24 protein-coding genes are annotated in these 26,386 nt (G+C 50.8%); 15 read left to right on the top strand and 9 right to left on the bottom strand.

What is annotated here, in order from left to right:
* Window positions 1-122: 122 nt before the first annotated feature.
* Entirely contained in the window at window positions 123-866 is a 744-nt protein-coding gene (locus tag ACKTT9_RS37505) for a DNA-3-methyladenine glycosylase family protein (RefSeq protein WP_407869938.1), read from the bottom strand.
* Between the two features lie 106 nt (window positions 867-972).
* Between ACKTT9_RS37505 and ACKTT9_RS37500 the strand changes: the two genes are divergently transcribed.
* The 5 genes from ACKTT9_RS37500 (at window position 973) to ACKTT9_RS37480 (ending at window position 7,104) form a co-directional block, all read left to right on the top strand.
* Entirely contained in the window at window positions 973-2,514 is a 1,542-nt protein-coding gene (locus tag ACKTT9_RS37500; protein WP_407869937.1) for a GTP-binding protein, read from the top strand.
* Between the two features lie 27 nt (window positions 2,515-2,541).
* A complete protein-coding gene (locus ACKTT9_RS37495) occupies window positions 2,542-2,973 on the top strand; it encodes a hypothetical protein (RefSeq protein ID WP_407869936.1) in 432 nt (143 codons plus the stop codon).
* A gap of 197 nt (window positions 2,974-3,170) precedes the next feature.
* Complete coding sequence (locus ACKTT9_RS37490) at window positions 3,171-3,734, top strand: glycerol-3-phosphate responsive antiterminator (RefSeq protein ID WP_407869935.1); 564 nt, start codon at window positions 3,171-3,173, stop codon at window positions 3,732-3,734.
* A 17-nt stretch (window positions 3,735-3,751) separates the two neighbouring features.
* Window positions 3,752-5,251 (top strand): glycerol kinase GlpK, encoded by a 1,500-nt coding sequence (glpK, locus tag ACKTT9_RS37485; protein WP_157318354.1) that lies wholly within the window; start codon window positions 3,752-3,754, stop codon window positions 5,249-5,251.
* Between the two features lie 149 nt (window positions 5,252-5,400).
* Window positions 5,401-7,104, top strand: coding sequence for a glycerol-3-phosphate dehydrogenase/oxidase (locus ACKTT9_RS37480; RefSeq protein ID WP_407873187.1), 1,704 nt, complete (start codon window positions 5,401-5,403; stop codon window positions 7,102-7,104).
* Window positions 7,105-7,410: 306 nt separating this feature from the next.
* On the opposite strand, the gene ACKTT9_RS37475 is transcribed toward ACKTT9_RS37480, so the two are convergent.
* Window positions 7,411-9,114, bottom strand: a complete 1,704-nt coding sequence (locus ACKTT9_RS37475) for a hypothetical protein (RefSeq protein ID WP_407869934.1) — start codon at window positions 9,112-9,114, stop codon at window positions 7,411-7,413.
* A gap of 251 nt (window positions 9,115-9,365) precedes the next feature.
* Here ACKTT9_RS37475 and ACKTT9_RS37470 point away from each other — a divergent pair, with 251 nt between their 5' ends.
* On the top strand, window positions 9,366-9,905 hold the full coding sequence (locus ACKTT9_RS37470) for a GbsR/MarR family transcriptional regulator (RefSeq protein ID WP_407869933.1): 540 nt from the start codon (window positions 9,366-9,368) through the stop codon (window positions 9,903-9,905).
* 224 nt (window positions 9,906-10,129) lie between these two features.
* Entirely contained in the window at window positions 10,130-10,720 is a 591-nt protein-coding gene (locus ACKTT9_RS37465) for a TVP38/TMEM64 family protein (RefSeq protein ID WP_407869932.1), read from the top strand.
* A gap of 37 nt (window positions 10,721-10,757) precedes the next feature.
* On the opposite strand, the gene ACKTT9_RS37460 is transcribed toward ACKTT9_RS37465, so the two are convergent.
* The 5 genes from ACKTT9_RS37460 to ACKTT9_RS37440 all read right to left on the bottom strand — a co-directional run bounded on the left by ACKTT9_RS37460 (window position 10,758) and on the right by ACKTT9_RS37440 (window position 14,511).
* Window positions 10,758-11,480 (bottom strand): DUF421 domain-containing protein, encoded by a 723-nt coding sequence (locus ACKTT9_RS37460; protein WP_407869931.1) that lies wholly within the window; start codon window positions 11,478-11,480, stop codon window positions 10,758-10,760.
* Window positions 11,481-11,530: 50 nt separating this feature from the next.
* Complete coding sequence (locus tag ACKTT9_RS37455; RefSeq protein ID WP_407869930.1) at window positions 11,531-12,382, bottom strand: SDR family oxidoreductase; 852 nt, start codon at window positions 12,380-12,382, stop codon at window positions 11,531-11,533.
* A gap of 67 nt (window positions 12,383-12,449) precedes the next feature.
* A complete protein-coding gene (locus tag ACKTT9_RS37450) occupies window positions 12,450-12,950 on the bottom strand; it encodes a DinB family protein (RefSeq protein ID WP_407869929.1) in 501 nt (166 codons plus the stop codon).
* A 69-nt stretch (window positions 12,951-13,019) separates the two neighbouring features.
* Window positions 13,020-13,955, bottom strand: a complete 936-nt coding sequence (locus ACKTT9_RS37445) for a helix-turn-helix transcriptional regulator (protein WP_407869928.1) — start codon at window positions 13,953-13,955, stop codon at window positions 13,020-13,022.
* A 16-nt stretch (window positions 13,956-13,971) separates the two neighbouring features.
* Complete coding sequence (locus tag ACKTT9_RS37440) at window positions 13,972-14,511, bottom strand: NUDIX hydrolase (protein ID WP_407869927.1); 540 nt, start codon at window positions 14,509-14,511, stop codon at window positions 13,972-13,974.
* 131 nt (window positions 14,512-14,642) lie between these two features.
* Between ACKTT9_RS37440 and ACKTT9_RS37435 the strand changes: the two genes are divergently transcribed.
* The gene (locus ACKTT9_RS37435) at window positions 14,643-16,091 is read left to right on the top strand and encodes an amidase family protein (RefSeq protein WP_407869926.1); all 1,449 of its coding nucleotides are present in this window, start codon (window positions 14,643-14,645) and stop codon (window positions 16,089-16,091) included.
* Between the two features lie 86 nt (window positions 16,092-16,177).
* On the top strand, window positions 16,178-17,014 hold the full coding sequence (locus ACKTT9_RS37430) for a hypothetical protein (protein WP_407869925.1): 837 nt from the start codon (window positions 16,178-16,180) through the stop codon (window positions 17,012-17,014).
* Between the two features lie 76 nt (window positions 17,015-17,090).
* Here ACKTT9_RS37430 and ACKTT9_RS37425 read toward each other — a convergent pair whose 3' ends face one another.
* Window positions 17,091-18,320, bottom strand: a complete 1,230-nt coding sequence (locus ACKTT9_RS37425) for an aminopeptidase (protein WP_407869924.1) — start codon at window positions 18,318-18,320, stop codon at window positions 17,091-17,093.
* A gap of 84 nt (window positions 18,321-18,404) precedes the next feature.
* Here ACKTT9_RS37425 and ACKTT9_RS37420 point away from each other — a divergent pair, with 84 nt between their 5' ends.
* The 4 genes from ACKTT9_RS37420 (at window position 18,405) to ACKTT9_RS37405 (ending at window position 23,372) form a co-directional block, all read left to right on the top strand.
* Window positions 18,405-20,066 carry a glutamine--tRNA ligase/YqeY domain fusion protein gene (locus ACKTT9_RS37420; protein WP_407869923.1) on the top strand — a complete coding sequence of 554 codons (1,662 nt, stop codon included), beginning with the start codon at window positions 18,405-18,407 and terminating at the stop codon, window positions 20,064-20,066.
* Window positions 20,067-20,283: 217 nt separating this feature from the next.
* Entirely contained in the window at window positions 20,284-20,988 is a 705-nt protein-coding gene (locus ACKTT9_RS37415) for a response regulator transcription factor (protein WP_407869922.1), read from the top strand.
* On the top strand, window positions 20,982-22,370 hold the full coding sequence (locus ACKTT9_RS37410; RefSeq protein WP_407869921.1) for a sensor histidine kinase: 1,389 nt from the start codon (window positions 20,982-20,984) through the stop codon (window positions 22,368-22,370). The genes ACKTT9_RS37415 and ACKTT9_RS37410 overlap by 7 nt, the downstream gene beginning before the upstream one ends.
* A gap of 93 nt (window positions 22,371-22,463) precedes the next feature.
* Window positions 22,464-23,372 carry a hypothetical protein gene (locus ACKTT9_RS37405; protein ID WP_407869920.1) on the top strand — a complete coding sequence of 303 codons (909 nt, stop codon included), beginning with the start codon at window positions 22,464-22,466 and terminating at the stop codon, window positions 23,370-23,372.
* 304 nt (window positions 23,373-23,676) lie between these two features.
* Here the strand turns inward: ACKTT9_RS37405 and ACKTT9_RS37400 are convergent, their stop codons facing one another.
* Complete coding sequence (locus ACKTT9_RS37400; protein ID WP_407869919.1) at window positions 23,677-24,786, bottom strand: winged helix DNA-binding domain-containing protein; 1,110 nt, start codon at window positions 24,784-24,786, stop codon at window positions 23,677-23,679.
* 162 nt (window positions 24,787-24,948) lie between these two features.
* On the opposite strand from ACKTT9_RS37400, the gene ACKTT9_RS37395 reads away from it, so the two are divergent.
* Together ACKTT9_RS37395 and ACKTT9_RS37390 are read left to right on the top strand one after the other, a co-directional pair.
* A complete protein-coding gene (locus ACKTT9_RS37395) occupies window positions 24,949-25,443 on the top strand; it encodes a CBO0543 family protein (protein WP_407869918.1) in 495 nt (164 codons plus the stop codon).
* A gap of 72 nt (window positions 25,444-25,515) precedes the next feature.
* On the top strand, window positions 25,516-26,349 hold the full coding sequence (locus tag ACKTT9_RS37390; protein WP_407869917.1) for a DUF72 domain-containing protein: 834 nt from the start codon (window positions 25,516-25,518) through the stop codon (window positions 26,347-26,349).
* Window positions 26,350-26,386 lie beyond the last annotated feature (37 nt).

Raw genomic sequence — 26,386 nt, 5'->3', positions numbered from 1 at the left:
TCAAGCTTCTATAGCACCGGATATTACAGTCTCATTGGATTATGTCCAACCAAATAAGCAATTGGAGTTCATTATTGGTGTTTTCATTGGAAATTGTCCAATGAAGCTGATCTGCTTCAACCTCACGTCTCCTCCACAATCACCGACGAGTCCAGACAGGCTTCCACCGAAAGCCCGGAATCAACGAAGCCCATATCGACGGCGCGCCATAAGTAAAGCGAGGCGAAGCTTCGGTACGGGGACCATGCCGGGGCGATTTGCCCCAAGTAGTTGCCATCCTTGCGCTCCTCCAATTGGTGCAGCCAGCGGGCAGCGCGCTGGAGACCGGCATCGCCGACGGACATGATATCCTGACGGCCCAAAGCAAAAATCATGAACATTTCTGCTGTCCATATTCCAATGCCTTTGACACTTGTAAGCTTCTTCAAGAGCTCCTCGTTATCCAGCTCATGCAAGGCGTCCAATCGCAGATCTCCGGCTACGACTTTCATGCTAAGATCGCGAATATAGCGAATCTTGGGAAAAGAGACTCCGCATTGCCGGATAGCAGTCTCATCCGCGGCGAGCACAAGCTCCGGAGTGAATTCGGGAACGATCTCTTTCACTCTGGCTTTGATGGTAGCTGCCGCTTTGGTGGATAGCTGCTGGGAAATAATTGACATTGCCAGCGATTCGAAAGGAGAGGCACTCGGTGTCAAAGTCAGCTCGCCAACCAGGCGAATAAGGCAGGCTAAACGGTGGTCAGCTTCAGAAAGCGCCAGGATAGCCGGATGTTCCTTATGCAGCAGGATCGCTGTACGCGAAGAGACGGGTGGTTTTTGTTCATTGGAGTCAGAATCAGAGTTAGAGGGATCAATATCCAACATAGCCGCTTACCTCCTCAAAAGTTTACGGGTAAATGTACGTAGGTGTCTGTTCTTCAAGTATAATAGGGAGACAAAGGCTGGTAAATAGAAGGAGCAGAGCACTTCAATGACCGACGAAATGGGCAAAGATCAAGCTATTCCGCGAAGAAATGTGGGCATTTTCGCTCACGTGGACGCGGGCAAAACGACGACAACCGAGCATTTGCTTTATCATAGCGGGCGAATTCGCGCCTTAGGCAGTGTAGATAGCGGCACCGCGCAAACGGATTCTATGGATGTGGAACGGGAGCGCGGCATTTCGGTGCGCAGCGCGACAACCACTTTTACATGGAAAGAAACTTCTATTAATCTGGTAGACACTCCTGGACACGTAGATTTCCTATCCGAGGTGGAGCGTTCTCTGCGCGTGATGGATGGCGCGATTTTGATTGTTTCTGCCGTTGAAGGGGTGCAGTCGCAGACCGAGATGATTTGGCATGCGCTGCAGTCACTCCAAATTCCAACTCTACTCTATGTGAATAAAATGGACCGCGTTGGCGCGGACGCGGACAGAGTGCTGCGCGACATAGAGAAGCAGCTTACGGGCATGGCGGTGCCGATCTATGCACCGCTCGGCGTCGAAGACACGTTCCGCGGCGCGGAGAACGTGCTGATCGAGGGCGCGCCCGGCGCGCCCGGCTTCGACCTCGCGGCAGCGGTCGAAAAGCTGTCCGAGCTCGATGAGCAGCTGCTCACGAGCTACATCGAAGGCGTGCCCATCCCGGCACGCGATGTAAAAGCAACCCTGCAGCGCTATGCGCGGCAGGGGAAGGCCTTTCCTTTGCTCGTTGGAGCATCGAGCAAAGGGTTGGGGATCGAGGAGCTGATGGAAGCTATCCTCGATTATTTGCCCGGGCCGAGCGGCGGCGCGGAGCAGCCGCTATCGGCCGTGGTGTTCAAGGTCGAGCGGGACAAGACCATGGGGAGAATGGCGTACGTCCGCCTCTACGAGGGGGCGATCCGCAACCGGGACACCGTGCTCAATGCCACGCGGGGCGTGGAGGAGAAGGTGACCCAGATTCGCAAAATCGACGGCCGCCGCGCCGAAGATATCGGTTATGTTGCGGCAGGCGACATCGCGGCGATCTGCGGCTTGACGCAGGTGCGCATCGGCGACGTGCTGGGCCGGCCTGATGCGGTGCCGCCGGCTCCACGGCTTGCCGTGCCGCTGTTGACCGTGCAGGTGCATGCGGAGAGCGACGCGCAGTATCCGGCACTCGTCGCTGCGCTGCAGGAGCTAACGGACGAGGATCCGCTGCTTGATCTCCAGTGGCTGCAAGAGGAACGCGAGCTGCATGTGAAGGTGATGGGCGCCATCCAGCTTGAGATTCTGACCAGTCTGCTGGCTTCGCGATTCGGGCTGCAAGCAAGGTTCGATCAGCCTTCCGTGATCTACAAAGAAACGCCTTCTCAGCCAGGTGAAGGCTTCATTGCTTATACGATGCCCAAGCCGTGCTGGGCCATACTGCGCTTCCGCATCGAGCCCGGGGCGCCGGGCAGCGGGCTCGTGTATTCGTCGCAGGTACGCGCCGATCAATTGTTGGCGCAGTACCAGAGCGAAGTAGAGCGCCGAGTGCCGGAAGCGCTGCAACAAGGGCTACTCGGCTGAGAAGTTACCGATCTCAAGGTAACGCTCGTGGAGGGTGAGCATCATGTATGGCATACGCACCCGCTTGATTTTGCTGTGGCGACACCGATGGGTCTTATGCAAGGCTTGGCGCAAACGGGGACTACACTGCTTGAGCCGATGCTGCAAGTGCGCATTACCGTTCCAGAGGTTTACGGAGGCAAGGTGCTTAGCGATTTGGTGCAAATGCGAGCGAGTTTTGATCCGCCGCAGCTGAGCGGTGATCGATTTGTCGTAGAAGGTCGGCTGCCCGTGGCTACTTCTCTGGACTATCCAGTGAAGCTTAGTGCGATGTCCGGAGGCAGAGGGGTTATCACTTCGTCGTTCGGGGGCTACCAGCCGAGTCCGCCGGATGTGCACGCGGAGCGGAAGCGGCGAGGCGTGAATCCGCTCGATCAATCCAAATACATTTTAGCCGTACGCAAGGCGCTATCAACCTGATGTAAGATGGGCGCTGTTCTCATTGACAGGTGGAGCAGGTGTCAGTACAATGGGAAGTAAGTTAATAACATGTGACGGAGAACAGGAGACTCACAGAGGATTGCCATTTTCATAGGAATGGGCATATCTTTTGGTGAGTTTTTTTGTTGTCATCCCTCAGGGGCGTGCATAGGAACGTGTGAACGGAGATGATGAGCTTGTCTTTGCAGGAGCAACGGATTTTACCGGCGATTCGCAAGATGAAGGATTTAGAGAAGCTGCTAAAAACTTCTTATACCTATATTGTGCTGCTGGACAGCCATGTGGGACAGTTGAAAAACATCGTGGATCTGGGCCGGGCAAACGGCAAAAAGCTGCTGCTGCACGCGGATTTGATTGAAGGGCTGAAAAATGACGAGTATGCAGCTGAGTTCCTGTGTCAGAGCATTCGTCCTGCCGGGATCATTTCTACACGGGGCACGGTCATCACGAAGACGAAACAGAATGGGCTCATCGCCATTCAGCGCCTTTTTCTCCTGGACAGCAGCGCACTTGAAAAGAGCTATACGCTCTTGGAACGAACGCAGCCAGATTACATCGAGGTCCTTCCTGGCATTATTCCGCACATTATTAAGGAAGTGAAGGAACGTTCGGGTATTCCTATTTTTGCAGGAGGACTTATTCGTTCTGTAAGCGATGTGGAGCAGGCATTAGGAGCTGGAGCGACAGCCGTCACGACGTCGAACACAGAATTGTGGCAGCAGTATGATCAACGATCCTAACTTTTGGAGGTAGAACAATGGCAGAAGCCTCTTCCTATATTCTTTCGCTGGATCAGGGAACGACAAGTTCCAGAGCGATTTTATTTAATCAAAAAGGGAGCATCGTGCACACGGCCCAGCAGGAGTTTAAGCAGCATTTTCCGAAGCCGGGCTGGGTAGAGCATGACGCCAATGAAATATGGCTATCGATTCAAGGAGTCATCGCGGCGGTTTTGTCGGAATCCGGCATTCAGCCAGCGGAGATCGCAGGTATTGGCATCACGAACCAACGTGAAACGGCGGTCGTCTGGGATCGGCATACGGGAATGCCGGTGTATCATGCCATTGTATGGCAGTCTCGCCAGACAGCAGATATTTGCGAAGCGCTTAAGGCGCAAGGGCTTAATGATATTTTTCGCGAGCGCACGGGGCTTTTAATTGACGCTTACTTCTCGGGGACCAAGATCAAGTGGATTCTGGATCACGTGGATGGCGCAAGAGAGAAAGCGGAGCGAGGAGATTTACTGTTTGGCACGATGGACACTTGGCTGATTTGGAAGCTGACCGGCGGCAAGGCGCATGTGACGGACTATTCCAACGCTTCGCGAACGCTGCTCTATAATATCCATGAGTTGAAGTGGGATGAAGAGCTGTTGGGTTATCTGGACATCCCGGCTTCCATGCTGCCAGAGGTGCGCTCTTCTTCGGAAGTATACGGCCATACGCAGGAAAATCTTTTGTTCGGCTCGGCGATCCCGATTGCGGGTGCGGCGGGTGATCAGCAGGCGGCCTTGTTCGGGCAGGCATGTTTTGAAAAAGGGATGGCCAAGAACACCTATGGCACCGGCTGTTTTATGCTGATGAACACAGGCAATCATGCGATTCCTTCGCGCAGCGGGCTTTTGACCACGATTGCTTGGGGGCTGAACGGGAAAGTAGAGTACGCGCTGGAAGGCAGTATTTTCGTTGCGGGATCTGCGATTCAGTGGCTGCGAGACGGGCTGAGGATGATCAAAATGGCGCAGGACACCGAGGCTTACGCCCAGCGTGTGGAGTCGACGGATGGTGTTTATGTCGTTCCGGCTTTTGTTGGTCTGGGTACCCCCTATTGGGATAGCGACGTTCGAGGCGCGATTTTCGGGTTGACGCGGGGGACGTCCAAAGAGCATTTTATCCGGGCAACACTCGAATCCCTTGCTTATCAGACGAAAGATGTGCTGCAGGCGATGGAAGACGATTCCGGTATTCAGCTCACGAAGCTGCGGGTTGATGGCGGCGCCGTGAGAAACAACTTTCTCATGCAGTTCCAAAGCGACATGCTAGGCGTCACGGTGGAGCGTCCGGTCATCAGTGAAACGACGGCGCTTGGGGCAGCTTTCTTGGCTGGGCTGGCTGTAGGTTTTTGGCAAGATCAAGCGGAAATTGCGGCGCAATGGCAGGTGGATGAGGCATTCAAGCCCGTGATGGAAGCGGAACGCCAAGAACAATTGTACAGTGGTTGGAAAAAAGCAGTTGGAGCCGCGATGGCTTTTAAATAATTTGGGCAATGCTATGATATACTTATAACAAGTTAATAATTTGGTTGGAGACTAGGGAGAAGCCACAGCGGCCTGCACGTGATAGCGTGTTAGGTTTGTTGCGGCTTTTTATTTTTCATATACGAAGGGAGATCATTGAGATGACTGTAATGACGGAGATGCGAGAAGTGACACATAGCTTTAGTGGGTTAAAAAGACAAGAAATGCTGCAAACCATGTCGGAGACGACTTTTGATTTAATCGTAATCGGCGGGGGAATTACTGGCGCGGGTATCGCGCTTGACGCCCAGAGCAGAGGGCTGCGCACGGCGCTAATCGATATGCAGGATTATGCTGCGGGAACGTCGAGCCGGTCGACGAAGCTTGTGCACGGAGGGCTGCGGTATTTGAAACAGCTGGATGTGAAGGTTGTTGCTGAAGTAGGCAAAGAGCGTGCGATTGTGTACGAAAACGGTCCGCACGTCACGACACCGGAGTGGATGCTGCTGCCTTTTTATAAAGGGGGTACGTTCGGCAAGCTGTCTACGTCTCTTGGTTTAAGGGTCTACGATTTCTTAGCGGGAGTGAAACGAGCGGAGCGCCGTAAAATGTTCCGTCCACAAGAAACACTGGGGCATGAACCGCTATTGAAAAAGAAAGATCTGCGAGGCGGCGGCTACTATGTGGAATATCGCACGGATGATGCGCGTCTGACGATTGAGGTTATGAAAAAGGCTGTGGAGCTTGGCGCACAAGCTGTGAATTATGCCAAAGTAGAAGAGCTGCTGATGAAAAACGGCAAATTAGTTGGCGTTCGGGTGGCGGATCAGCTGGATGGTGACAACGAGAAATCGTCCTATTCGCTATACGCGAGCAAGATTGTGAATGCAGCTGGACCTTGGGTGGATACGCTGCGTGAAATGGACCACTCCAAGAAAGGAAAAACGCTCCATCTGACCAAAGGGGTACATTTGGTGTTTGATCAGAGCAAATTTCCGCTGCGTCAGGCGATTTATTTTGATACGCCGGATGGACGCATGGTGTTTGCCATTCCGCGTGACGGCAAAACTTACGTCGGGACGACGGATACGAATTATAAAGGGGATATCGTGAATCCCCGAATTACCGTGGCGGACCGCGCTTATGTGCTGCGCGCCGCGAACGAGATGTTCCCGACCCTCGGCTTGACGGAAGCGGACGTGGAGTCGAGCTGGACCGGGCTGCGCCCGCTGATCCATCAGGAGGGCAAAGATCCTTCGGAGATTTCGCGCCGCGATGAAATCTTCGTGTCGGACTCCGGCCTCATTTCGATGGCCGGGGGCAAGCTGACCGGCTACCGCAAAATGGCGGAGACGGTCGTAGACAAGATCGCCGCCATGCTGGTGGCGGAGGGCCTGGTTTCGGCGACGGCGTTGTCGCCGAGCCGTACCCGCACGCTGCCGATTTCCGGCGGCGAGGTTGGCGGCTCCGCGAAGCTGGAGTCGTTCTTGCAGAGCAAGATCAGCCAAGGCCAACGGCTTGGGCTGACGAGTCCTGAGGCTGCGCTGCTGGCGCGGCGTTACGGCTCCAATGTGGATGCCGTGTTTGCCTTGGTGGCGCAGTACTGGAATGAGGCGGAGTGCCGGAAGATGCCCGCCGCTGTGCTCGCTTCGCTCGTGTACGCGATCGAGTGCGAGATGGCCGTGAAGCCGGCGGATTTCTTCATCCGCCGCACGGGGGCCCTCTTCTTCGATATCGCGTGGGCACGGCAGTGGAAGGCGCCAGCCATCGCCTTCATGGCGGAGCGCTTCGGCTGGAACGAAGCGCAGCAGGCGACCTACACCGCCGAGTTGGAGCAGCTGCTCCATGAGGCGGTGAACCCGCTCGAGGCGTGAGCTCGAGCGGGGGTTCCCCTAGGATGACTATTGTTGCCTCTGCTATATATAGAAGGAAAAACTACCGCTAATCGGAGCTGCGTTGGTCTGGGCTAAGCAATTGCAGGAGAAGCTCCAGCTAATTCATCGGATAATGGACGAAAATTGCTGGATTTCGTGGAATTAACTGCAGGAATTCCATTTAAGTTGTTTAAAGTGGACTAGATGCGGTGAATAACAGGAGAAATCGGCGTTACGGAAAACCCAAAAAGAGCTGTCTCAAAAGGTCGGGATTGACCTATGAGACAGCTCTTTTTCAATTAACAATTACGCTTTGCTTGGTGTGTAACCAGGTGTGTTGATAATTTCTGAGAGCTTCAAAGCGCCTTCGGAATAGTACTTATCTGCATCTGCTTGTGTTGCACGGTGCATAGAAACTTGGAAATCAAGGTCTTGTCTAAGGACTTTCAGAACCTTTTCTTTCAGTTCGCCTGGATCCAGGTTAGCCGCAGAAGCTGCAAGGGTTTTACCTTGGCGAAGATCCTCAAGCACGTCTTTCTCTTCTCTTTTACCGAAAACAGCGGTGTCGTTGATTACGCGATCGATACGGGTTTGAATGACCTTTTCCAGATCGGCCTGGGCTGTAACAGATTCAGGTGTGTAACCAGGTGTGTTGATAATGTCCGTAAGCTTCGCTGCACCTTCGGAATAATATTTATTAGCATCTTCTTGTGTTGCGCGATTCAAAGATACTTGGAAATCAAGATCCTGTCTCAGAAGGTTCAAAACTTTTTCTTTGAATTCGCCTGGATCCAATCTTGCTGCAGAGGCAACAAGTGATTTACCTTGACGAAGGTCCTCGCGAACATCGCGCTCCTCTTTTTTACCGAAGACAGCTGCATCATTGATCACGCGATCGATACGAGCTTGAATGACCTTTTGCAGATCCGCTTGAACCGCGACAGTCTCAGGCGTGTAACCAGGCGTATTAATGATATCCGCAATTTTGGAAACTGCTTCTGCATAAGACTTGTTAGCATCTTCTTGAGTAGCCTGACCCATAGCGACTACGAAATCAAGATCTTGTCGAATGACATTCGAAATTTTTTCTTTGAGTTCGCCTGGATCTAAATTAGCTGCCGAAGCGACAAGTGTTTTGCCTTGTAGCAAATCCTCACGAACGTCTTTCTCATCTTTTCTAGCGAAGAAAGCTGTGTCGGTAATAACATGGTTAATGCGACTAGCAACAAGTTTACTTAAATCTTTAGCTGCCCATTTCACGCTATCTGGATTGTAGCCGGATGTATTCATGATTTCGGAAAGTTTACCTGCGCCTAGGGCGTAGAAACGATCGGCATCAGCTTGAGACACTCCGTACGTAGAGACCTGGAATTGCAGATCTTGTTTAAGCAAGCCCAGTAAATCATCTTTTAACTCGCCTGGATCCAAAGATGTTGCGGATTGAACAAGTGTATTCCCTTGGCGAAGAGCTTCGGAAATGTCATTTTGATCTTTTCTTGCAAAGCTGGCTGTATCACGCACGACGTTATCCAATCGATTCATAACAAGATGAGCCAGAGTTGCGTTGTTGTCAGCAGTAGGGAGCTTATCGCCTTTTGTTTCCAGGATGGCACCCAGTTGTTCAGCAACAGCGGCTTCACTAGCTAACAATTCGTCAGCTGAAATGATGCCGTAGCTGCTTGCCTTATGTAAATCAAAGGTAATGATAGGTGTTAAATCAGAAAGCAGATCAGCGTTGCTAATTCCAGTAGCTTCAGGCAGCGTGTCACCAACAGCAAGAGCGTCTCTAATATCGTCTTCGTCTTTGCCTGTGGCTTGAGCGGCATCCTTAGCAAGGATAGAAAGGTGATAGTTGATAAGTTGGCTTGCAAAAGAATTTGCTTCCAAAGTTGATTTTGTTGCTGGAACCGCTTCGTCAGCGAATGCTTTACCTGCAGTAAGGGCAGAGCCGGAAAGCAGAATTGCGGCAGCAAGTGTGCCTGTTGATAAAATTTTGAATGGTTTCTTCACTCGAAACATCTCCCTTGTATATCTATAAAATGTCACTAACTGTATTGCGTTAGTATTTATCGTTAACAACGTTGTTAATGATCATAATATAAATCCGTGGAATGGTATTGTCAATTCCGGATTGTGAAATGTTACACAATGTTCACAATATCGATTTTTGTCAATATTTCGACATTAAAGTTGACTGGCTGTTTTTTTTTGACTACAATTATCACTAACATCTTAATTTTTCACAGAGGAGGAGAGTAGCGATGGATCAACATGAACAGTCTTTCTCTGAGTGGAAGCAAACAATTAGCGATTTTATGTCACTGAATTACGAAAAAAAAGGCTTTAGCCCGCTTGTTGGGAAAATATTCGCACAGCTTATGTTCGCTACTTGTCCTCTTAGTTTGCAGGATATTGTGGAACAGCTTGGCGTTACCAAAGCTGCTGTAAGCATTCAAATACGCAATATGGAAAGAATGGGCATGTGCAAGAAGATGCCTTCTAGTAATGATCGAAGAGATTATTACTATGTTTCTGAAAGCTATAGTCTGAATCACGTTCGCAAAATCGTGCAGGATTTGGAATTATTTCATAAATGGGCGGAGAAAACCGTACAAGAAATCCCCAACATCGAAACTTGCAGTTCGGAGCAGAAGGAATCGCTGGAGCATTTTTCCCAAAGATTTTCGTTGCTGGCTGCGATGTACGATATGCTGCATCCTATGATCAAGGAAGTAGAGGAGAAGTGGGAACAGTGTGTAGTTGATCGCAAGAAAGCCAGGGAGAAGAACACGAACACGTAAAGTCTATCGTAACCGTTTACACGGCTCGGTGGGCTTTTTTTGTCCGAATATCTTGAATTGGAACGGGGTTATCCAACTGGTCATTCCTGACATGTTGAGACAGCCCCGTTTTCGTTGTCTGCGCTTATTCCAAAACGTGCTCCAATCTCGTAAAATATGCTATCATGCCTATAGACGGCGGCGCTTCCGCCATTCATTCTTGCAAGTAAAGTAGGTGTTTCCCAATGGGATTATCAGAGCTTCTGTCTTATATGACGGAAGAGAACATGGCCATGCTGGTCGATAAATACCGATCGCTGGGCCCGTTGCCGGGTCTTCTTCTACCTTTTATGAAATCGTTCATCCCGCCTCTCCCGACACTTGTCATTATTAGCGTGAACGCGGCTGTATACGGGCTATGGCTCGGCTTTTTGTACTCATGGATCGGAATCGTAGGCGGATGTTTGGTGACGTTCGCGATTGTGAAAAAAGTGGCTGGGCATCCCTATTTAGTGCGGTGGTCGCAGAAGCCGAAGGTGCAGAAAAGTCTGGTATGGGCTCGCCGGCAGGCTTTTAATTATGTGTTTCTGCTGAGTCTCTTTCCCGTAGGACCGTTCGTCGTTATTAATATGGCGGCAGGGTTAGTCGGAATGAGATTCCGTTCCTTTCTGGTTGCTGTGCTTGCCGGCAAAGCGGTTATGGTGATGTCGGTTTCCTTTATCGGCTACGATATTCATCGGTTTATCGAGAATCCAGCCCGTCTGATCTACGTCGTTCTATTCGTAGGGGCTTCGATGGTGATTAGTAAAAGAATCGAGAAACGGTTTAGTCATTAATTAAAAATGAACGAACGCTTCTCAGGAAGACGTTCGTTCATTTATTTATTTCGGTCGTATCGGCCTCTGTATATACGCGTATTTGAGCTTGATCATCCATGGTGGCCAGCACGATATCCTCCCAATCAACCTGATTAGCATGAATCTGGGCTTCCAGCCATTTTCTGTTCTTTCCTTGCTGGATCAGCTGTTTCTCATTCATCGTACCTTCAACAATAATCGGCTTCACCAATGAGAAAGCGGAGGTGGGAATGTGCATGTCTTTGGGCGTAACCGGTTGGTGCTGCGGCTCAAGGAATACGGAAATCGTTCCCCCTGGCTCCCATAAAGCAAGAGCCACCGTATCAATATCCTCAATCTGTTGCTTCCGCAGTTCAGAAAAGAGATGGTCTACCGAAATGCGCGCTTTGCGCAAGTTTTTCATGACCATATTCCCGTGCTTGATCAGCGTCAAAGGCGCCGGATCCAGAAAATGCTTAAGCACGTTCCACTTCAGGCTTAACCAGGATGTCAAGATGTACAAGACTACAAGTACGGTGGTGGAAATCATAGAGCCGGTCAACGATAAACGCTCATCTGAGAGAGGGTGGGCAATAATATTTCCCAAAATTAGTGCAATGATGAAATCCAGGAATCTAAGCTGAGAAATGGAGCGCTGTCCGAGCAATTTAGCGGCAATGAGCAGGAAAAAGTAGCCCACAACAGCTCTCATCATCCATTCAAACGCAGTTAAGGATTCCTGGCTATGAAAGAAGTCCAATCGAAGCCACACTCCGTGTATCAGAATCGTAAACCTCGATTATTCTCCCCTTATTTTCCAAGATTTAATCCGACTTCCCGCTCGCTCCATGCCCAGAACCGCTCAGCGAATTCATCATCTCTGGCCTTCTCGGAGATAGGTGCAATCTTCTTCTTATAAAAATATTCGCCGCTAACGGAGCGCACATCCGGACTGGACGCCAAATAAATGGCGGTATCCGCGCCCTGTGCCGGCGTTAGGAAAAAAGGCCGCAGCAAGCGGTGAACGGCCTTCCCGAATCCGGTGTCCCGATCGACACCGATATTCGTACCGACCGCGCCGGGATGCAGCGCGTTCACCGTCACTGCTGTGCCTGCAAGCCGCTTGGCCAGCTCGCGTGTAAACCAAATATTCGCAATCTTGGATTGCGAATAGCCTCTCCAGACACTGAACCCTCGGGTCAGGTGAGGGTTGTTGAAGTCGAAGCGCCCGATCTTGTGGGCGCCTGAGGAGACATTAACGATCCGCCCCTGCGGGGCGCGAACCAGGGCTTCGAGCAGCAGCTGGGTCAGCAGGAAGTGGCCCAGATGGTTGACGCCTAGCATCGCTTCGAAACCGTCGGACGTTGTTTGCCGTTTGACGGTGACGACGCCTGCGTTGTTCACAAGTACGTCCAGCACGTTATGTTTGGCGAGGAAGGCGTCAGCGAACGCACGAATGCTGGCGAGAGAGCCAAGATCACAAAGCATAAGCTCGATGCGGTCTGAGCCGCTCTGACGGCGTGCTTCGGCAAGGGCGAGCTCGCCTCTTGGCTGACTGCGGCACAGCATGATCACGTAAGCGCCCTGACGGGCGAGCTCCACGGTTGTTGCAAGTCCCATTCCGGAATTAGCGCCGGTAACGATAACGGTTTGATTGTGCAAGCGAGACCACTCCTTGGGCTTTTCTTCCATTATAGCCCAAGAAGGGTCGCAAGGCTCGAGTTGTCAATTAGATTAGCGGCTGCATGCCTCTTTCTATCCAATTTTCGCGAGTGGGTCCGTAAATGTCCGGAACGCGTAGACCGGCTTGTCGCATTAGAACGATTATTTCGCCACGGTGGTGGATTTCGTGTGAGATCAGCATACGCAGCGTTGTCGCATTCAGCCACATTTGGCCGTACATGTCGGTGGATTCTGTAAGCTTGGCATCCGTCCATTGGGACTGGATGGCACTCGTCAGTGCCGATGATGTAGCGCGGTAAGCATCGGCTATGGTTTTGGCTGAGGCAGGCGCATGCTCATCCCCTTCCGGTGCTTCGAATTCGAGTCCTACGCGAGATAACATTTCATGGATGGTTGTGGCGATATGCCAAGCTAGCTGTCCGAGTGTGCGGAATTCTGGCGCGATTTGTTGCTTCAGGGATGCATCTGTCAGTGTGTCGAGTACACGTTGTGTCGCTGTGGATTCTTCGTTCCATTCGTTCACGAAATCTTGAATTGATTTAAACATGAGGAAAGCCTCCTTAGATTGGATATACCCTAAGTATAGACAACCATGACTGACAGCATAATGTCAGTGTTAGGAATAGAGCTGAACAATTTTTTCAGCTTTTTCTTTGATGGCAGCCGCCAGATGGGCAGGTTCGAGAACTAGCACACTAGGCCCATAACCGAGCAACAGGCTATGCAGCCAGGGCTCGTCCGGCTGTTTGGCGGTAATGATCATGGAGCCATCCGTCTGATAAGTGATCTGCTGAGGCTGGAAATAATCCTCAATTTGCGCCTGGATGCTTTGCTGCGCATGCAATACCAAATTAATCAATGTGGAAGGGTCTCTTTTGCCCCAACCATGCTGAAACGGTTCCTTAGCCTCTGCCCGGCGTTCAAACGTCTCTGGCAGCACTTCGATTTCCTTCATGCGGTTTAGCCGAAAAATCCGAAAGTCCTGACGAAGCAGGCAGTAGCCGTACAAGTACCAGCCAAAACCTTTGGCGACGATGCTCATAGGCTCCGCTGTGCGAATGGACTGCTCGCTTTGCGAAGAAATATATTGAAAGGAGATCTGCCTCGATTCCTTAATGGCGGATCGCAGCATGTTCAGCTTCTCTTTATCCTCGCTGCCTCGTCGCCATGGATTCATATCAATGATGAGCTGGTCGTCCAATCTGGCGGCCGTGTTTTGCTCCGACTTCGCTACGAGTGCGCCGACTTTATCAAGCAGGTTGCCGATTTCCTGGTCGCCGACCGTGGAACGGATTCCTTTTAATCCGACGATAATGGATTGCAGCTCTTCCAGGGAGAGGAATTGGCGCTCCAATCGGTATTGGTCCATAATCTCGTACCCACCGGTCAACCCGGCAAATGACACGATAGGGATACCCGCTTGGTTAATGGCTTCCACGTCTCGGTATACGGTTCGTAGAGACACTTCAAAACGCTCCGAAAGCTCCTTCGCACTTATTCTTCGGCGGTTCAACAGCAGCATGGTGATCGCTAGTAAACGGTCGATTTTCAAAAAAACACCTCACGGTTTAAAAATACGTTCCTTTCGCCCCGTCTTGTCCGGTTAAAAGGTTAACGGCATGTTCCAAAATGATTCTATCGCGTAAAAGCATGAATTTGGCCGAATAACGCTGACATTTGTGCAGGGAGGCAGCCATCACGTCCAATGCTTCATCGAGTGTCATCCAGGCGACGGACATCCCCAGTCTCAATTCATTTTCGGTTAGTGAAGGGGCGCTGGAAGGGTGGTGCGCTTTGGCAATGTAACAGTAGGAAAGCTGCATAAAATGATTACGGTTCTTATGCTCCTCGATAATGCCTAATTCATGCGTAATTTCCGCCTCATAGCCGGTCTCTTCCTTGATTTCTCGTAAAAAAGCAGCTTTCGGCAGCTCGTTGTCCTCAATCCCGCCGCCAGGCAGCTTGTACAAATCTGATTCTGATAAATACATCATCGCAATGTTCATCAAGCCATCAATGAGAATGCCCCGGGATGAATAGCGGGAAACGCGGTCTATCAATACAGGATCGCCGCCCAACATATCGCTGTCTGTTATTCGTTTGATCATTTGCACGAGGATCACCTGCCTTATTTGAAGAGCGGAAAATATCCGCTGGAATGCATTCCAAAAATACCCACACCAAGAGTATAGTATAACTTAGGCAGTCATGTCTCGAAACTTACAGGAGGCGATCAAATTTGTCTGAAAAACCGGATGAATGGATTGTAGAAGCCGATATCAAAACATTACAAGAAGCTATGGAAGCGGGCGAAATTCGTGCCGTCGATCTGGTTGCTTTCTATGTAAAAAGAATTGAAAAATTGAATAAGATTATCAATGCCGTGCTGGAAATCAATCCGGATGCCCTTCAAATCGCACAAGCGCTTGATGATGAGCGTCAAAAGCAGGGAAGCCGAGGCCCACTGCACGGCATTCCGATCCTGCTTAAAGATAATATAGATACGGGTGACCGCATGCATACGAGTGCCGGTTCTATGGCCTTAGCGCAATCATTTGCAGCTGAGGATGCTTTTATCGCCGCCAAACTGCGGGAATCCGGGGCTGTGTTATTAGGGAAAGTGAATATGACCGAATGGGCCAATTTCATGTCCGGACCGATGCCGTCAGGCTATAGTTCCAGAGGCGGACAAGTCCTGAACCCTTATGGTCCGGGACGGATTGAGGTTGGCGGGTCCAGCTCAGGTTCCGGCGCAGCAACCGCAGCCAGCTTTGCAGCAGCGGCTATCGGGACGGAAACGTCCGGTTCTATCGTGAACCCTGCACATCATAACAGCTTGGTCGGTCTGAAGCCTACGGTAGGATTACTTAGCCGTATTGGCATCATTCCCATCTCTCACTCGCAGGATACCCCAGGGCCGATGACACGGACAGTTACGGACGCGGCGCTGCTTCTCGGAGCGCTGACTGGCGTGGATGCACGTGACCCTTTGAGTCTGGCCAGCGAAGGGAACAGTCCTAGGCAGAGTGATTACACAGCCTTTCTGGATGCTGATAGTCTTCAAGGGGCTAGAATTGGTATTCCTCGATGGTTCTACAAAGATTTAAACGAGGAAGCGCAACGTATTGCCGAAAATGCTATCCAGGTGCTGCGCGAGCAGGGTGCTGTTGTGATTGATCCCGTATCGCTTCCATGCGAGCGGGAGGAGTGGAATTCAGACGTACTGCGATACGAATTTAAAAAAGACCTTAACGACTACTTATCCAAACTCGATGCATCGGTCCCTGTACATACTTTGCAAGAAGTTATTGCGTTCAATCATGAGCATGCAGAGAAGGCGTTGGTTTATGGGCAAAATACACTGATTTGGTCGAATGAAACTAGCGGTACCTTGACAGAGGATGAATATCACAGCAATTTAGCCAAATATCAGGAGCTTACGCGTTCTCGCGGTATTGATCATGTGCTTGAGGAGCATCAGCTGGATGCGCTGTTTTTTCCTGGCGATGAAGGGTATGACATTGCGGCTCGTGCCGGCTATCCGCTGCTGAACGTGCCTGCGGGCTATACAGCTGAAGGACCTATGGGCGTCATGTTTTCCGCTGGCGCGTTCAGTGAAGGGAAGCTATTGGCTTTGGGGTATGCCTTTGAGCAGGCAACGAAATATCGTCGGCCTCCTAATCTGTAAAACACCAGATTCCCGCATACAACTTGGAAAAATTTGAAACAATAAGCCGAGTTCAAATCCAAGTCAAAGGGAGTCTGATGATTCACATGTTTCAAAAAAGCGCTAAAATAGCGCTGCAAACAGCGGTAGTAGGCTTGCTTCTGGGGTGCCTATCCCTTGGAGGCCAGGGCACGGTTGTGGCTCAAGCGGTGAACAACGAAGACCTTCCAGCGCCGCCATCGTCTCAGCAGCAGCCCGGACAGCTTAGACAAGCGCAGCTCATTCAGACGCGCGACATCGACGTGACAGGCGACGGCGTGCTGGATCAGGTGGCTCTTTCCGGTACAAAGTTGGACATGAACAGTCCGTACTATGATCAGTTGTTCATTGTTGTAACGAGCCCCGGGCAAACGCAAGTCGTTATCCCTCTGCAAGGCGGATACAATCCGAACATGCAGTTCTGCGATTTTATCGGCGAGAAGCTGCCTCAGATTTATGTTTCCGCGGAAAATGGAGGAAGCGGCGGATTATCGACCTTTTACCACTATTCACTGAAAAATAATGTGCCGACCGCAATTCCGCTGCCTGCACCGCTTCGCGTCTATGCGACTTTTAAGAACAACTATGTGGTGAAAATGAAGATCGAAGAGAGCGGTAAATCGTTCAATATCGATATCAAAGACCGGAAAGACGATTACGAACAGTTCGGCGTGTACAAAGACGGCAAGGTGGTTAAGCCGATTATCGTGAATGTGGATGCATACAGCCTATTGAAGCCTGTTGATAAGAGTGGAAACGGGAAATGTGATCTGAGGGGAGTGCAGCGTATTACCGGCATTGCGAACTCGGATACGCTTGGTTACGCCACTTCATTGTGGCAGTGGAAGAAGGGCAGATGGGTATTGAAAGAGTCAGCAGTCGTCAAAAACTACCACAATCATTGAAGAAAGACCGCCAGGTTAAGGGGCTCATGCTCCTGATTTGGCGGTCTTCTTGTTGAGAGAGGATGACTAGTTGATCTTACACCCAGTTGCCATTGCGGAACAAAGGCTCGCGAGTTCCATCTTCCGATAGGCCATCGATGGCCATGTCGGCTGAACCAATCATAAAATCGACGTGGATCAAGCTTTTATTAAAACCATTCTGGTTGAGCTCTTCGAGACTCATCGACGTTCCGCCTTCAATCGTGAAAGGATACGAATTACCTAACGCGATGTGGCAGGAGGCATTTTCATCAAATAATGTATTGTAGTAGATCAATCCGGAGTTGGAAATCGGCGAATCATACGGCACAAGTGCCACTTCCCCTAAATAGCGGGCGCCTTCATCCATATCCAGCATTTTGTTCAGCACTTCTTGGCCTACTTCTGCGGTTGCTTTTACCACTTTGCCGTTCTCGAAAGTAAGCGAGAAGCCATCGATAAGGGAACCTTGGTAGCTCAGAGGCAGCGTGCTGCGTACTGTTCCGTTCGTGCCTGTTTTGGCAGGCATGGTGAACACTTCTTCCGTTGGAATGTTCGGAATGAAGAAAACACCTTTCTCGGTTTCGCTTCCTGCAGCAACCCATTGGTGCTTGGGCGCAAGCTCAATATACAGATCAGTGCCTTCTGCTTTGAAATGAAGCTGCTTATATTTCTTGCTGTTCAGCATATCCTGTTTACCGGTCAAAGTCTCAATGTGTTCATTCCATGCGGCAACAGGATCTTCTTTATCCACGCGAGTTAGTTTGAAAATTTGCTCCCAAAGCTTCTTAACACGCTCAGCTTCGCTCAAATTCGGGAATACCTTAGCGGACCATTCGGCCGTCGGGTAGGAGACCATTAACCAACTGACTTGATTGTTGCGCATGTAGTTGAGGAAGCCTTCGCGCGCTGTAGCTGCTGTTTTGCTGGAAATAGCAACACGCTCAGGGTCTACCTCTTTAAGCAAGTCGGAGTTCGGTGCGTAAATTTGCAAAAATGCAGCGTCGTTTTTCGCCATTTCTTCCAGGCCGTTCGCGCGCCACATCGGGTATTCACGAAGTGTTGACTCAGGCGCATGCTTAAGGCGCAGCGCTTTTACTTCATCGTCATCCCAGTCGATTACGACGTCTTTCGCGCCTGCTTCATAGGCTTTTTTAGTCAGCTTGCGCACGAATTCTGCACATGAAATTGGCGTCATGATGACGACGGTTTGGTCCTTCTGTACGTTTAATCCTACACGAATTGCGAGTTCTGCGTACTTATCCAGATAATGATCGAATGTTTCCATCGCTCGGGCTCCTTTATATTTTAGTAACTTTTAGTGTATGATAGAAAATAAAACTTTAACCATTGGGAGAAAGGCTGGCGCAATATGGAAACGAAGACTCCAACGAGCACCCCGTCCAATTTCATTAAGAATATTGTAATCGAAGATTTGAATTCAGGCAAAGTCAGCCAGGTGGTCACCCGTTTTCCCCCAGAGCCGAACGGATACCTTCATATAGGACATGCGAAGTCAATTGTTCTTAACTTTGAATTAGCGGACGAGTTCAAAGGGCTAACGAACCTCCGTTTTGACGATACGAATCCCGTTAAGGAAGATACAGAGTATGTGGAATCCATTAAAGCTGATGTCGAGTGGCTCGGATTTAAATGGGACGGTCTCTTTTTTGCTTCGAATTATTTCGAGGAAATGTACAACCGCGCTGTCATTCTGATTCGTAAAGGTTTGGCTTACGTAGATGATCAAACAGCGGATCAAATCCGTGAAAGTCGCGGTACCTTGACTGCCCCTGGTACGAACAGTCCGCACCGTGATCGCAGCGTGGAAGAAAATCTCAGCTTGTTCGAGCGCATGCGCGCCGGTGAGTTCAAAGATGGCGAGCGCGTGCTGCGCGCGAAGATCGACATGTCCTCGCCGAACATTAACTTCCGCGATCCGGTGATCTACCGTGTGGTTCATGCTCACCACCACAATACGGGTGACGCTTGGTGCATCTACCCGATGTACGCGTATGCGCATCCGATTGAAGACGCGATCGAGGGTGTCACGCATTCCATCTGTACCCTGGAGTTCGAGGATCAAAGACCTTTCTACGACTGGGTCATCCGCGAGTGCGAAATGGCAAATGTGCCGAGACAATACGAATTTGCACGTTTGAATCTCACGAACACCGTGATGAGTAAAAGAAAGCTGAAACAACTCGTAGACGAGAAGGCCGTTGACGGTTGGGACGATCCGCGGATGCCGACCATTTCCGGACTGCGACGCAGAGGGTTTACACCGGAATCGATTCGCACTTTTGCCCGTGAAATCGGCGTTGCCCGCAGTAACAGCACGGTTGATGCGAAAATGCTGGATCATTTTATCCGCGAAGATTTGAAATTGAAGGCGCTCCGCACGATGGGTATTCTCAATCCGCTGAAAGTCGTCATCACCAACTATCCGGAGGATAGCGTTGAGATGCTGGATGCCGAGAATAACTCGGAGAACCCGGAAATGGGCAGCCGCCAAATTCCATTCTCCCGTGAGATCTACATCGAGCAAGAGGATTTCATGGAAAATCCGCCGAACAAATATTTCCGCTTATTTCCCGGCAATGAAGTGCGCCTGAAAAATGCCTACTTCATCAAATGCAACGACTTCGTCAAAGACGACAGCGGCAAAGTGATCGAGCTCCACTGTACGTATGACGTCGAAACGAAAAGCGGCAGCGGCTTTACAGGCCGTAAAGTCAAAGGCACGATCCACTGGGTCGATGCGAAAAGTGCCGTACCTGCGGAGTTCCGCTTGTACGAACCGCTTATCTTGGATGACCAAGAGGACGAAAATGCCTCCTTCCTGGAAAACCTGAACCCGAACTCCCTGCAAATCGTGCAAGGTTTCGTGGAAGCGGGTATGAAAGAAGCGAAGCCGCATGATAAGTTCCAATTTTTCCGCCATGGCTATTTCAACGTGGATCCGAAGCATACAACTAGCGACAAATTGGTGTTCAACCTGATTGTTTCGCTGAAAAGCTCTTTTGAAGTGTAATTTTAAAAATCCTAGCTTAGGCTAGGATTTTTTTTGTTTGTTTGGTGCTCGGCAACACTAACTCGGCAGCGAGAAGGTGGCGGAAGCGAAATGAGCCGCCCCAAAAAGCCGTCTCGGCAACGGGGGAAGCGGTGGCAATCCGCAAATAATAAATTTTTTATTCACAAATATCCAGTATGATGGTGTCATAGAACCTAACTTCAGGGGAGTGTGCCTTGTGAAAACCGTTTTGGTGGTGGACGATGATCTGAATATTTGCCGCATTACGAAGCTTTACTTGGAAAAAAGCGGCTATGCGGTGATGACCGCAAATGACGGCGAGCAGGCTCTCACGCAGTTCGAAGAGCTGCAGCCCGACTTCATCGTGCTCGACATTATGCTGCCGAAGCGGGACGGCTGGTCCGTGTGCCAGAAGATTCGCGCCATGAGCGACGTACCGATCTTGATGCTGACAGCCAGAGCTCACGTAGATGAGCGAATCGAAGGTTTGCAGATGGGTGCAGACGATTATCTGGTCAAGCCCTTTGACCCGAACGAGCTGGTCGCTCGCGTGACGACGATACTTCGCAGAACGCTGATTCGCACGGAAGCGTCGGCGCCCTCAAACATTTATGAAGCCGGTAGCCTGAAGGTGGACGCTCTGTCCCACGATGTCACCGTAGAGGGTCAACTGGTCGCTTTGCCTAAAAAGGAGTACGAGCTCCTGCTATTTTTTGTGCGCAATCCGAATCAGGTATTCACTCGCGAAGATCTCATCGCCAAGATCTGGGGTTGGGATTTTGAGGGGGAAGACCGTGTCGTTGACTTATACATAAAACGTCTAAGACAGAAGCTATCGGCGCATACAGAAAGAAAAGTAGATTGGAGCATTCGGACCGTGTGGGGCATTGGCTACAAGTTCGAGGGACCTGAGTCATGCTGAACTCTTTTTACCGCAAGCTTTTATTTATCTACATGTCCATCACAGTTGTGTCTATTCTTGCGATTTCAGGAACGATCGGTTATTCCATGAAACAGAAGACATATGACCGCAGCGAAAAGCTTTTGCTGGAGAAAGTGGAACAGGTCGATGAGCTAGCCAAAGAGTTATTCGACGGGTCCACCTTGCAGAAGGATTTCCGCAAACAAATAAGTGCGATAGAGAAATCGTCCAACGTTCGCGTGTCTCTGATCAAGCATCCAAAAGTGAATGCGGACAAACTCCAGTCCATCGGAGAGTCCCCGGCACGCAAGGAATGGCTGGATAAAGTGCTGGCAGGGAATCAGGTGACGGTGCGGAGCAATTTTACCCAGAATAGTACGGTCAAAATGTTGATTGTCGGACGTCCTGTGGTGCAGGACAGCCGTGTGGTTGGGGCTATTTTTCTATATACGCCAATTATGAATATCCAAGGGACGATCAACGATATCAATCGAGCGATCTACATCTCGGCCGTATCGGTGGCGCTGCTGGCGATGGCTGTGCTGTACTTTGTTTCACGGCATTTTGTGAAGCCGATTCAGCTCATGAGCAAGACAGCGGAGGCGCTGGCTTTGGGGGATTTTAGCGGAAGGGTCCCCGTTCGAGGAAACGACGAGATAGCATCGCTGTCGGGATCGCTGAATCGTATGGCAGGCAAGCTGCAGAAGGTGGAAGAGGGACGCAAAAGGTTTCTCTCTGAAATTTCGCACGAGCTGCGGACGCCGCTGACGACGATTCGAGCCTCCCTGCAGGGGATAACGGACGGTGTTGTGGAGCCGGAGGATGCCAAGGAGTTCATTCAGGTTTCTCTCCAAGAGACGCTGCGACTGAGCAGTTTGGTGGATGATTTGATGGAGCTGTCGTCTTTTGAGGAGAAGCAGGTGAAGTTGAGTTTTCAACCTATGGATGTATCTGATGTCATTGCCCACGTGGTCACCCAGTTGAAAATGAAAGCCAAGTCCAAACAGATCGAACTGAGTTCGGAGGCGGAGATGTCTTTCAGGGTGCAGGGGGATGCGGATCGTTTGAGGCAGGTATTCATCAACTTACTGGATAATGCGATTAATCATATCCCAGAGGGATCAGAGGCGGGAATTCGGGTGAAAGCGGTCCGAAATGAGCGCTGGATCGAAGTCTGGGATAACGGTCAGGGCATTGCGCCGGAGAAGCTGCCGCATCTGTTTGACCGCTTCTATAAAGCGGATGAAAGCCGCAATCGCTCCGGCGCAGGCCTCGGGCTGACGATCTGCAAACATATCATTGAAGCCCATGGAGGCTCCATTCGAGTTGAGTCGAAGGTTGGGGTAGGGACGGTTTTTAAAATATTTTTGCCGACTGCCTAAGCTGTGCACCATGACAAACTTATGACATAATTATCCGCTAAGATAGGGTTCGTAAGGTAAACATAACCATAGACCAATCGAGGAGTGATACTTATGTTGAAAAAATTAACAGGACTAGCTTTGGTGGGCGCGATTGCATTAACTGTTCCGGTGGCGGCTTTTGCGGCGGAAACGCAGAGCAGCAGCACGTTTCATCCACTTAAACAATTATTGCTGGATAAAGCGCAAGCTTTTGGCATATCAACAGACGGTAAAACGAACAAACAGATCAAAGATGAACTAAAAACTGCAAATGCAGCCCAAAACACAGAGCGCTTGAACAAAGCCGCAGCAAAACTGGGCATCAGCACAGAAGGCAAAACAGCAGAGCAGCTCAAAGCGGATATCCAAGCAGCGGTGCAGGTAAAACTGCAAGAGAAAGCGAAGAAGCTGGGCGTTAGCGCGGATGGGAAGACGAACAAAGATTTGAGAGAGGCATTGAAAGCGGCGGCATTGACAAAGCTGCAGGCGAAAGCGACGAAGCTGGGGATTAGCACGGATGGGAAGACGAATAAAGAGCTGAGAGAGGCATTGAAGGCGGCTGAGTTGACGAAACTGCAGGCGAAAGCAACGAAGCTGGGGATTAGCACGGATGGGAAGACGAATAAAGAGTTGAGAGAGGCATTGAAGGCGGCTGAGTTGACGAAGCTGCAGGCGAAAGCAACGAAGCTGGGGATTAGCACGGATGGGAAGACGAACAAAGAGCTGAGAGAAGCAATGAAGGCGGCGGAGTTGACGAAACTGCAAGCAAAAGCGGCAGCGGCGGGTATTGCAACAGACGGCAAAACAGCGAAAGAGCTTCGTGCAGCTCTCTCAGCAGGCAAAGATGCGAATAAAGCCGCAGCATTGAATAAACGTGCTGCGAAGCTGGGTATTTCTACGGACGGTAAAACAGCCGATCAGATTCTTGCAGAAGTAGAAAGCGCATTGAAGGCGAAATGGGCTGAAAAAGCTGCGAAATAGGCCGGTTGTGCGTTTTATGTGCGACAGGTGGTTGGCAACGCGGAATAGGGGAAGTACAGGGTCTTAATTGAGCCAAGTGAGGCTCATTTCAAGGTGAGCGGAACTACGGGGCCTTATTTCGCTTAAATTACTTGTGTTTAGGTCAATTTTGCTAAAATAGCGGAACGTAGTTCCCATCGGATCGAAGAATCGGCTATATATTGGGAAATAGCGGACCACAGTTCCCCTCCACCCCCAAGATAACTACTCATATAGCCCAGAAGGCTGTCTCAAAGGTTGTTTCCGACCTTGTGGGGCAGCCTTTTTAGTTATAGCAAATTTCCACGGAATCAGCTTCAGGAAAATGAAAGGCGCAGAGCCCCTCAGCCTCGGCTTCAACACTAGCTCGTTCGACCTCAGATATCTCCCGAAATAGCGTGATTGTTAACACGCACACTTTTCGTTTGTGTCTCACAATGGACCAAATGCCGCTGACGAAACCGTCAATAAGCAGCGCTGCGCGTATAATGCCGTTATCCGTAAACACACGCTGCTTCAGCTCCTCCGCCATGATGCGGGAGCGGTCGTCGTAGGAAAGCAGCATATTGTCGAACTCCCCCAAGAAGCGCGGGGGAGCAGGCGTACTACCGTCCGGCCGTGGCGCCTGCGGCAGATCGAACAGCTCACTGCCGTGCTCGTCGCGGAAGACGAGCAGGCTGGGGCGCAGCCGCTCCATGACCTCGCGCAGCCGGGTCAGCCCGGACCATACCTGCATATCCTTCACGGATGCAGGCCCAAATGCCGCCAAGTAGCGCAGCAACATGGCATCCAGACTGGCCCCCTCCGCCAGCGGGCGGCCAAGCCACGCCTCCGCGGTCGTGTGGGCGGCCTGCCCGGCGGCGCCCCAGATGCCTCGCGGAGGCACCTGAACCAGCGGCAAGCGGCAGCGCACCGCTTGCGCCAAGGCCGTGGCGTCGCGCTGCGGCCACTGGGCCCCCAGGCGCTTGCCGAGCTCACCTAGCGTGAGCGGCTGCGCCTCCAGCAGCGCTCGCCCGGCGGCGGCAAGCGCGTCCAGGTCCAGTTCGGCAAGCTTCTTGCCGAACGCGCCTTGCAAGCCGCGATCCTGCACGGCTTGCAGGATCGGGCGCAGCGTCACGCAGTCATCTGCCGTGACGAGGTGGATGGTCGAGCGCATCAAGGCGATGCGCACGATGCTTCGATCCAGGATGAGCTGCGACAGCTGCTCATGGTGAAAGCTTTGCAGGCGGGTCCACAACCCCACGTAGGGTGGGTTGGGGGCTTGCGCCTGCAGTCCGACGAGATGCCGGACCGCCGCGAGGACCGGCATGTCCGATCGCCGCAGCAGCAGCTGCCGGGCCAGGAGGGCCCGGTTGAGATCGCGGCGGCTGAGGATTTTATCCGTATGTTCAGTCATGCATAGGCCTCCTATACACTTTTATTCCACTATATAGCAAGCTCACTGACAGCTTTATGTCAGGAAAAGCTACAAGGCTCAAAATGTATAATTCTGTAACTTATTTGTATATAATTGTAAATTATTTGTATAATAGATACAACGAGAAGGAGACATGTCGTTATGCACTTATTTGTGGCTATTTTTAGTGTTTGGGCTTCGTATCGATGGGGCGATTGGCGGAACTGGCAGAAGTATCAACCTACGATGATGTATTTCGCTATAGGTAATTTATTATACAACTATTTATGCGCTGAGCGTATGCTCTGGACGCTGACTCCCGACTGGTTCGGGGATACAGGCCTCACGGAATTGATTTACACCTTTCTCACTTTCCCCGCCACGGCACTCCTGTTTCTGACGAATTTCCCGAAGGGCCGGATGAAGGTCTTTTTTCACTATGTCAAATGGGTGCTCATCTATGGCGGGGTGGAGTACATTTACTCTTTGACGGGTAGAATCGAGTATCAATACGGCTGGTCTTTAGGATGGTCGATTATTTTTAATATCATCATGTTTCCTATGCTCAAATTGTTTTCGGTCAAACCTCTATTAGCTTATGGTTTTTCAATGCTGTTGACGGTATTTTGGATGAAAATGTTTCATGTTTCGTTTTAGGCCCCTCAGTTGTCCAGCTCCCCTTCAAAAAGCTACAATAAAAGAAAATCAGCGATGTAAGGGGAACTTACAATGATCAATATCGGTCTCGCCGGATGGGGCGATCACGAGTTGGGCGGCAGCAGAGGGAAGCTGCGGGAGTACGGCGCACACTTTCCGGTTGTGGAGGTGGACACTTCGTTTTATGCGATTCAGCCGGAACGCAACTACATCAAGTGGAATCAAGAGACTCCGGAAGGATTCGGCTTTATCATTAAGGCGTACCAGGGAATGACAGGGCATTTGCGGGGGGCGAATCCTTTTGCCGGTGGGATCGGAGAGATGTTTGAGACTTTCTTGCAGTCGATTCGACCCGTTCAAGAAGCAGGAAAACTGAAGACGGTGCTGTTCCAGTACCCTCCTTGGTTCGATTGCAATAAAGCAAATGTGGATGTGCTGCGCGATGCGAGAGAACGAATGGGGGATGTGCCTGTAGCTCTGGAATTCCGCCATCAGAGTTGGTTCAAGGAGGACATGCAGGAGAAGACGCTCACGTTCATGAAGCGCGAAGGTTGGATGCATAGCATCTGTGACGAGCCGCAAGCGGGAGTGGGCTCCGTTCCTACCGTGCTAGAGGTCACGCATCCCGATATGACAATGGTACGATTCCACGGACGAAATGTCGGCGGCTGGGTGCAAAACAACGAAGCAAATTGGCGCGATGTGCGATATTTATACGACTACAATCAACAGGAATTATTGGAATGGAAGGATTGGCTTCTGCAACTTCAGGAGAAAACGCGGGAAGTCTGTGTGGTGTTCAACAACAATTCGGGCGGGCACGCGGCTGGGAATGCCAAGCAGTTGATGGCGATGCTGGGGCTTGATTATGAAGGGCTGGCGCCGAGGCAGCTGGATTTGTTTTAAAGGTTTCACTTTGTATGAGGTCACCGGATCTTTTCTG

The sequence above is a fragment of the Paenibacillus sp. P36 genome (assembly GCF_045866505.1).
Lineage (GTDB): Bacteria > Bacillota > Bacilli > Paenibacillales > NBRC-103111 > Paenibacillus_E > Paenibacillus_E chondroitinus.
Note: the sequence above shows the minus strand (reverse complement) of the source record. Positions and strands in the feature narration are given on the sequence as shown.

What these genes read in the sequence shown, in the direction of transcription:
- ACKTT9_RS37480 (WP_407873187.1), top strand. Translation starts at nt 5,401, where the DNA reads ATGACGGAGATGCGAGAAGTGACACATAGCTTTAGTGGGTTAAAAAGA.
- ACKTT9_RS37450 (WP_407869929.1), bottom strand. Translation starts at nt 12,950, where the DNA reads ATGTTTAAATCAATTCAAGATTTCGTGAACGAATGGAACGAAGAATCC.
- ACKTT9_RS37470 (WP_407869933.1), top strand. Translation starts at nt 9,366, where the DNA reads ATGGATCAACATGAACAGTCTTTCTCTGAGTGGAAGCAAACAATTAGC.
- ACKTT9_RS37390 (WP_407869917.1), top strand. Translation starts at nt 25,516, where the DNA reads ATGATCAATATCGGTCTCGCCGGATGGGGCGATCACGAGTTGGGCGGC.
- ACKTT9_RS37465 (WP_407869932.1), top strand. Translation starts at nt 10,130, where the DNA reads ATGGGATTATCAGAGCTTCTGTCTTATATGACGGAAGAGAACATGGCC.
- ACKTT9_RS37500 (WP_407869937.1), top strand. Translation starts at nt 973, where the DNA reads ATGACCGACGAAATGGGCAAAGATCAAGCTATTCCGCGAAGAAATGTG.
- ACKTT9_RS37405 (WP_407869920.1), top strand. Translation starts at nt 22,464, where the DNA reads ATGTTGAAAAAATTAACAGGACTAGCTTTGGTGGGCGCGATTGCATTA.
- ACKTT9_RS37505 (WP_407869938.1), bottom strand. Translation starts at nt 866, where the DNA reads ATGTTGGATATTGATCCCTCTAACTCTGATTCTGACTCCAATGAACAA.
- ACKTT9_RS37395 (WP_407869918.1), top strand. Translation starts at nt 24,949, where the DNA reads ATGCACTTATTTGTGGCTATTTTTAGTGTTTGGGCTTCGTATCGATGG.
- ACKTT9_RS37430 (WP_407869925.1), top strand. Translation starts at nt 16,178, where the DNA reads ATGTTTCAAAAAAGCGCTAAAATAGCGCTGCAAACAGCGGTAGTAGGC.
- ACKTT9_RS37420 (WP_407869923.1), top strand. Translation starts at nt 18,405, where the DNA reads ATGGAAACGAAGACTCCAACGAGCACCCCGTCCAATTTCATTAAGAAT.
- ACKTT9_RS37400 (WP_407869919.1), bottom strand. Translation starts at nt 24,786, where the DNA reads ATGACTGAACATACGGATAAAATCCTCAGCCGCCGCGATCTCAACCGG.
- ACKTT9_RS37425 (WP_407869924.1), bottom strand. Translation starts at nt 18,320, where the DNA reads ATGGAAACATTCGATCATTATCTGGATAAGTACGCAGAACTCGCAATT.
- ACKTT9_RS37440 (WP_407869927.1), bottom strand. Translation starts at nt 14,511, where the DNA reads ATGATCAAACGAATAACAGACAGCGATATGTTGGGCGGCGATCCTGTA.
- glpK (WP_157318354.1), top strand. Translation starts at nt 3,752, where the DNA reads ATGGCAGAAGCCTCTTCCTATATTCTTTCGCTGGATCAGGGAACGACA.
- ACKTT9_RS37410 (WP_407869921.1), top strand. Translation starts at nt 20,982, where the DNA reads ATGCTGAACTCTTTTTACCGCAAGCTTTTATTTATCTACATGTCCATC.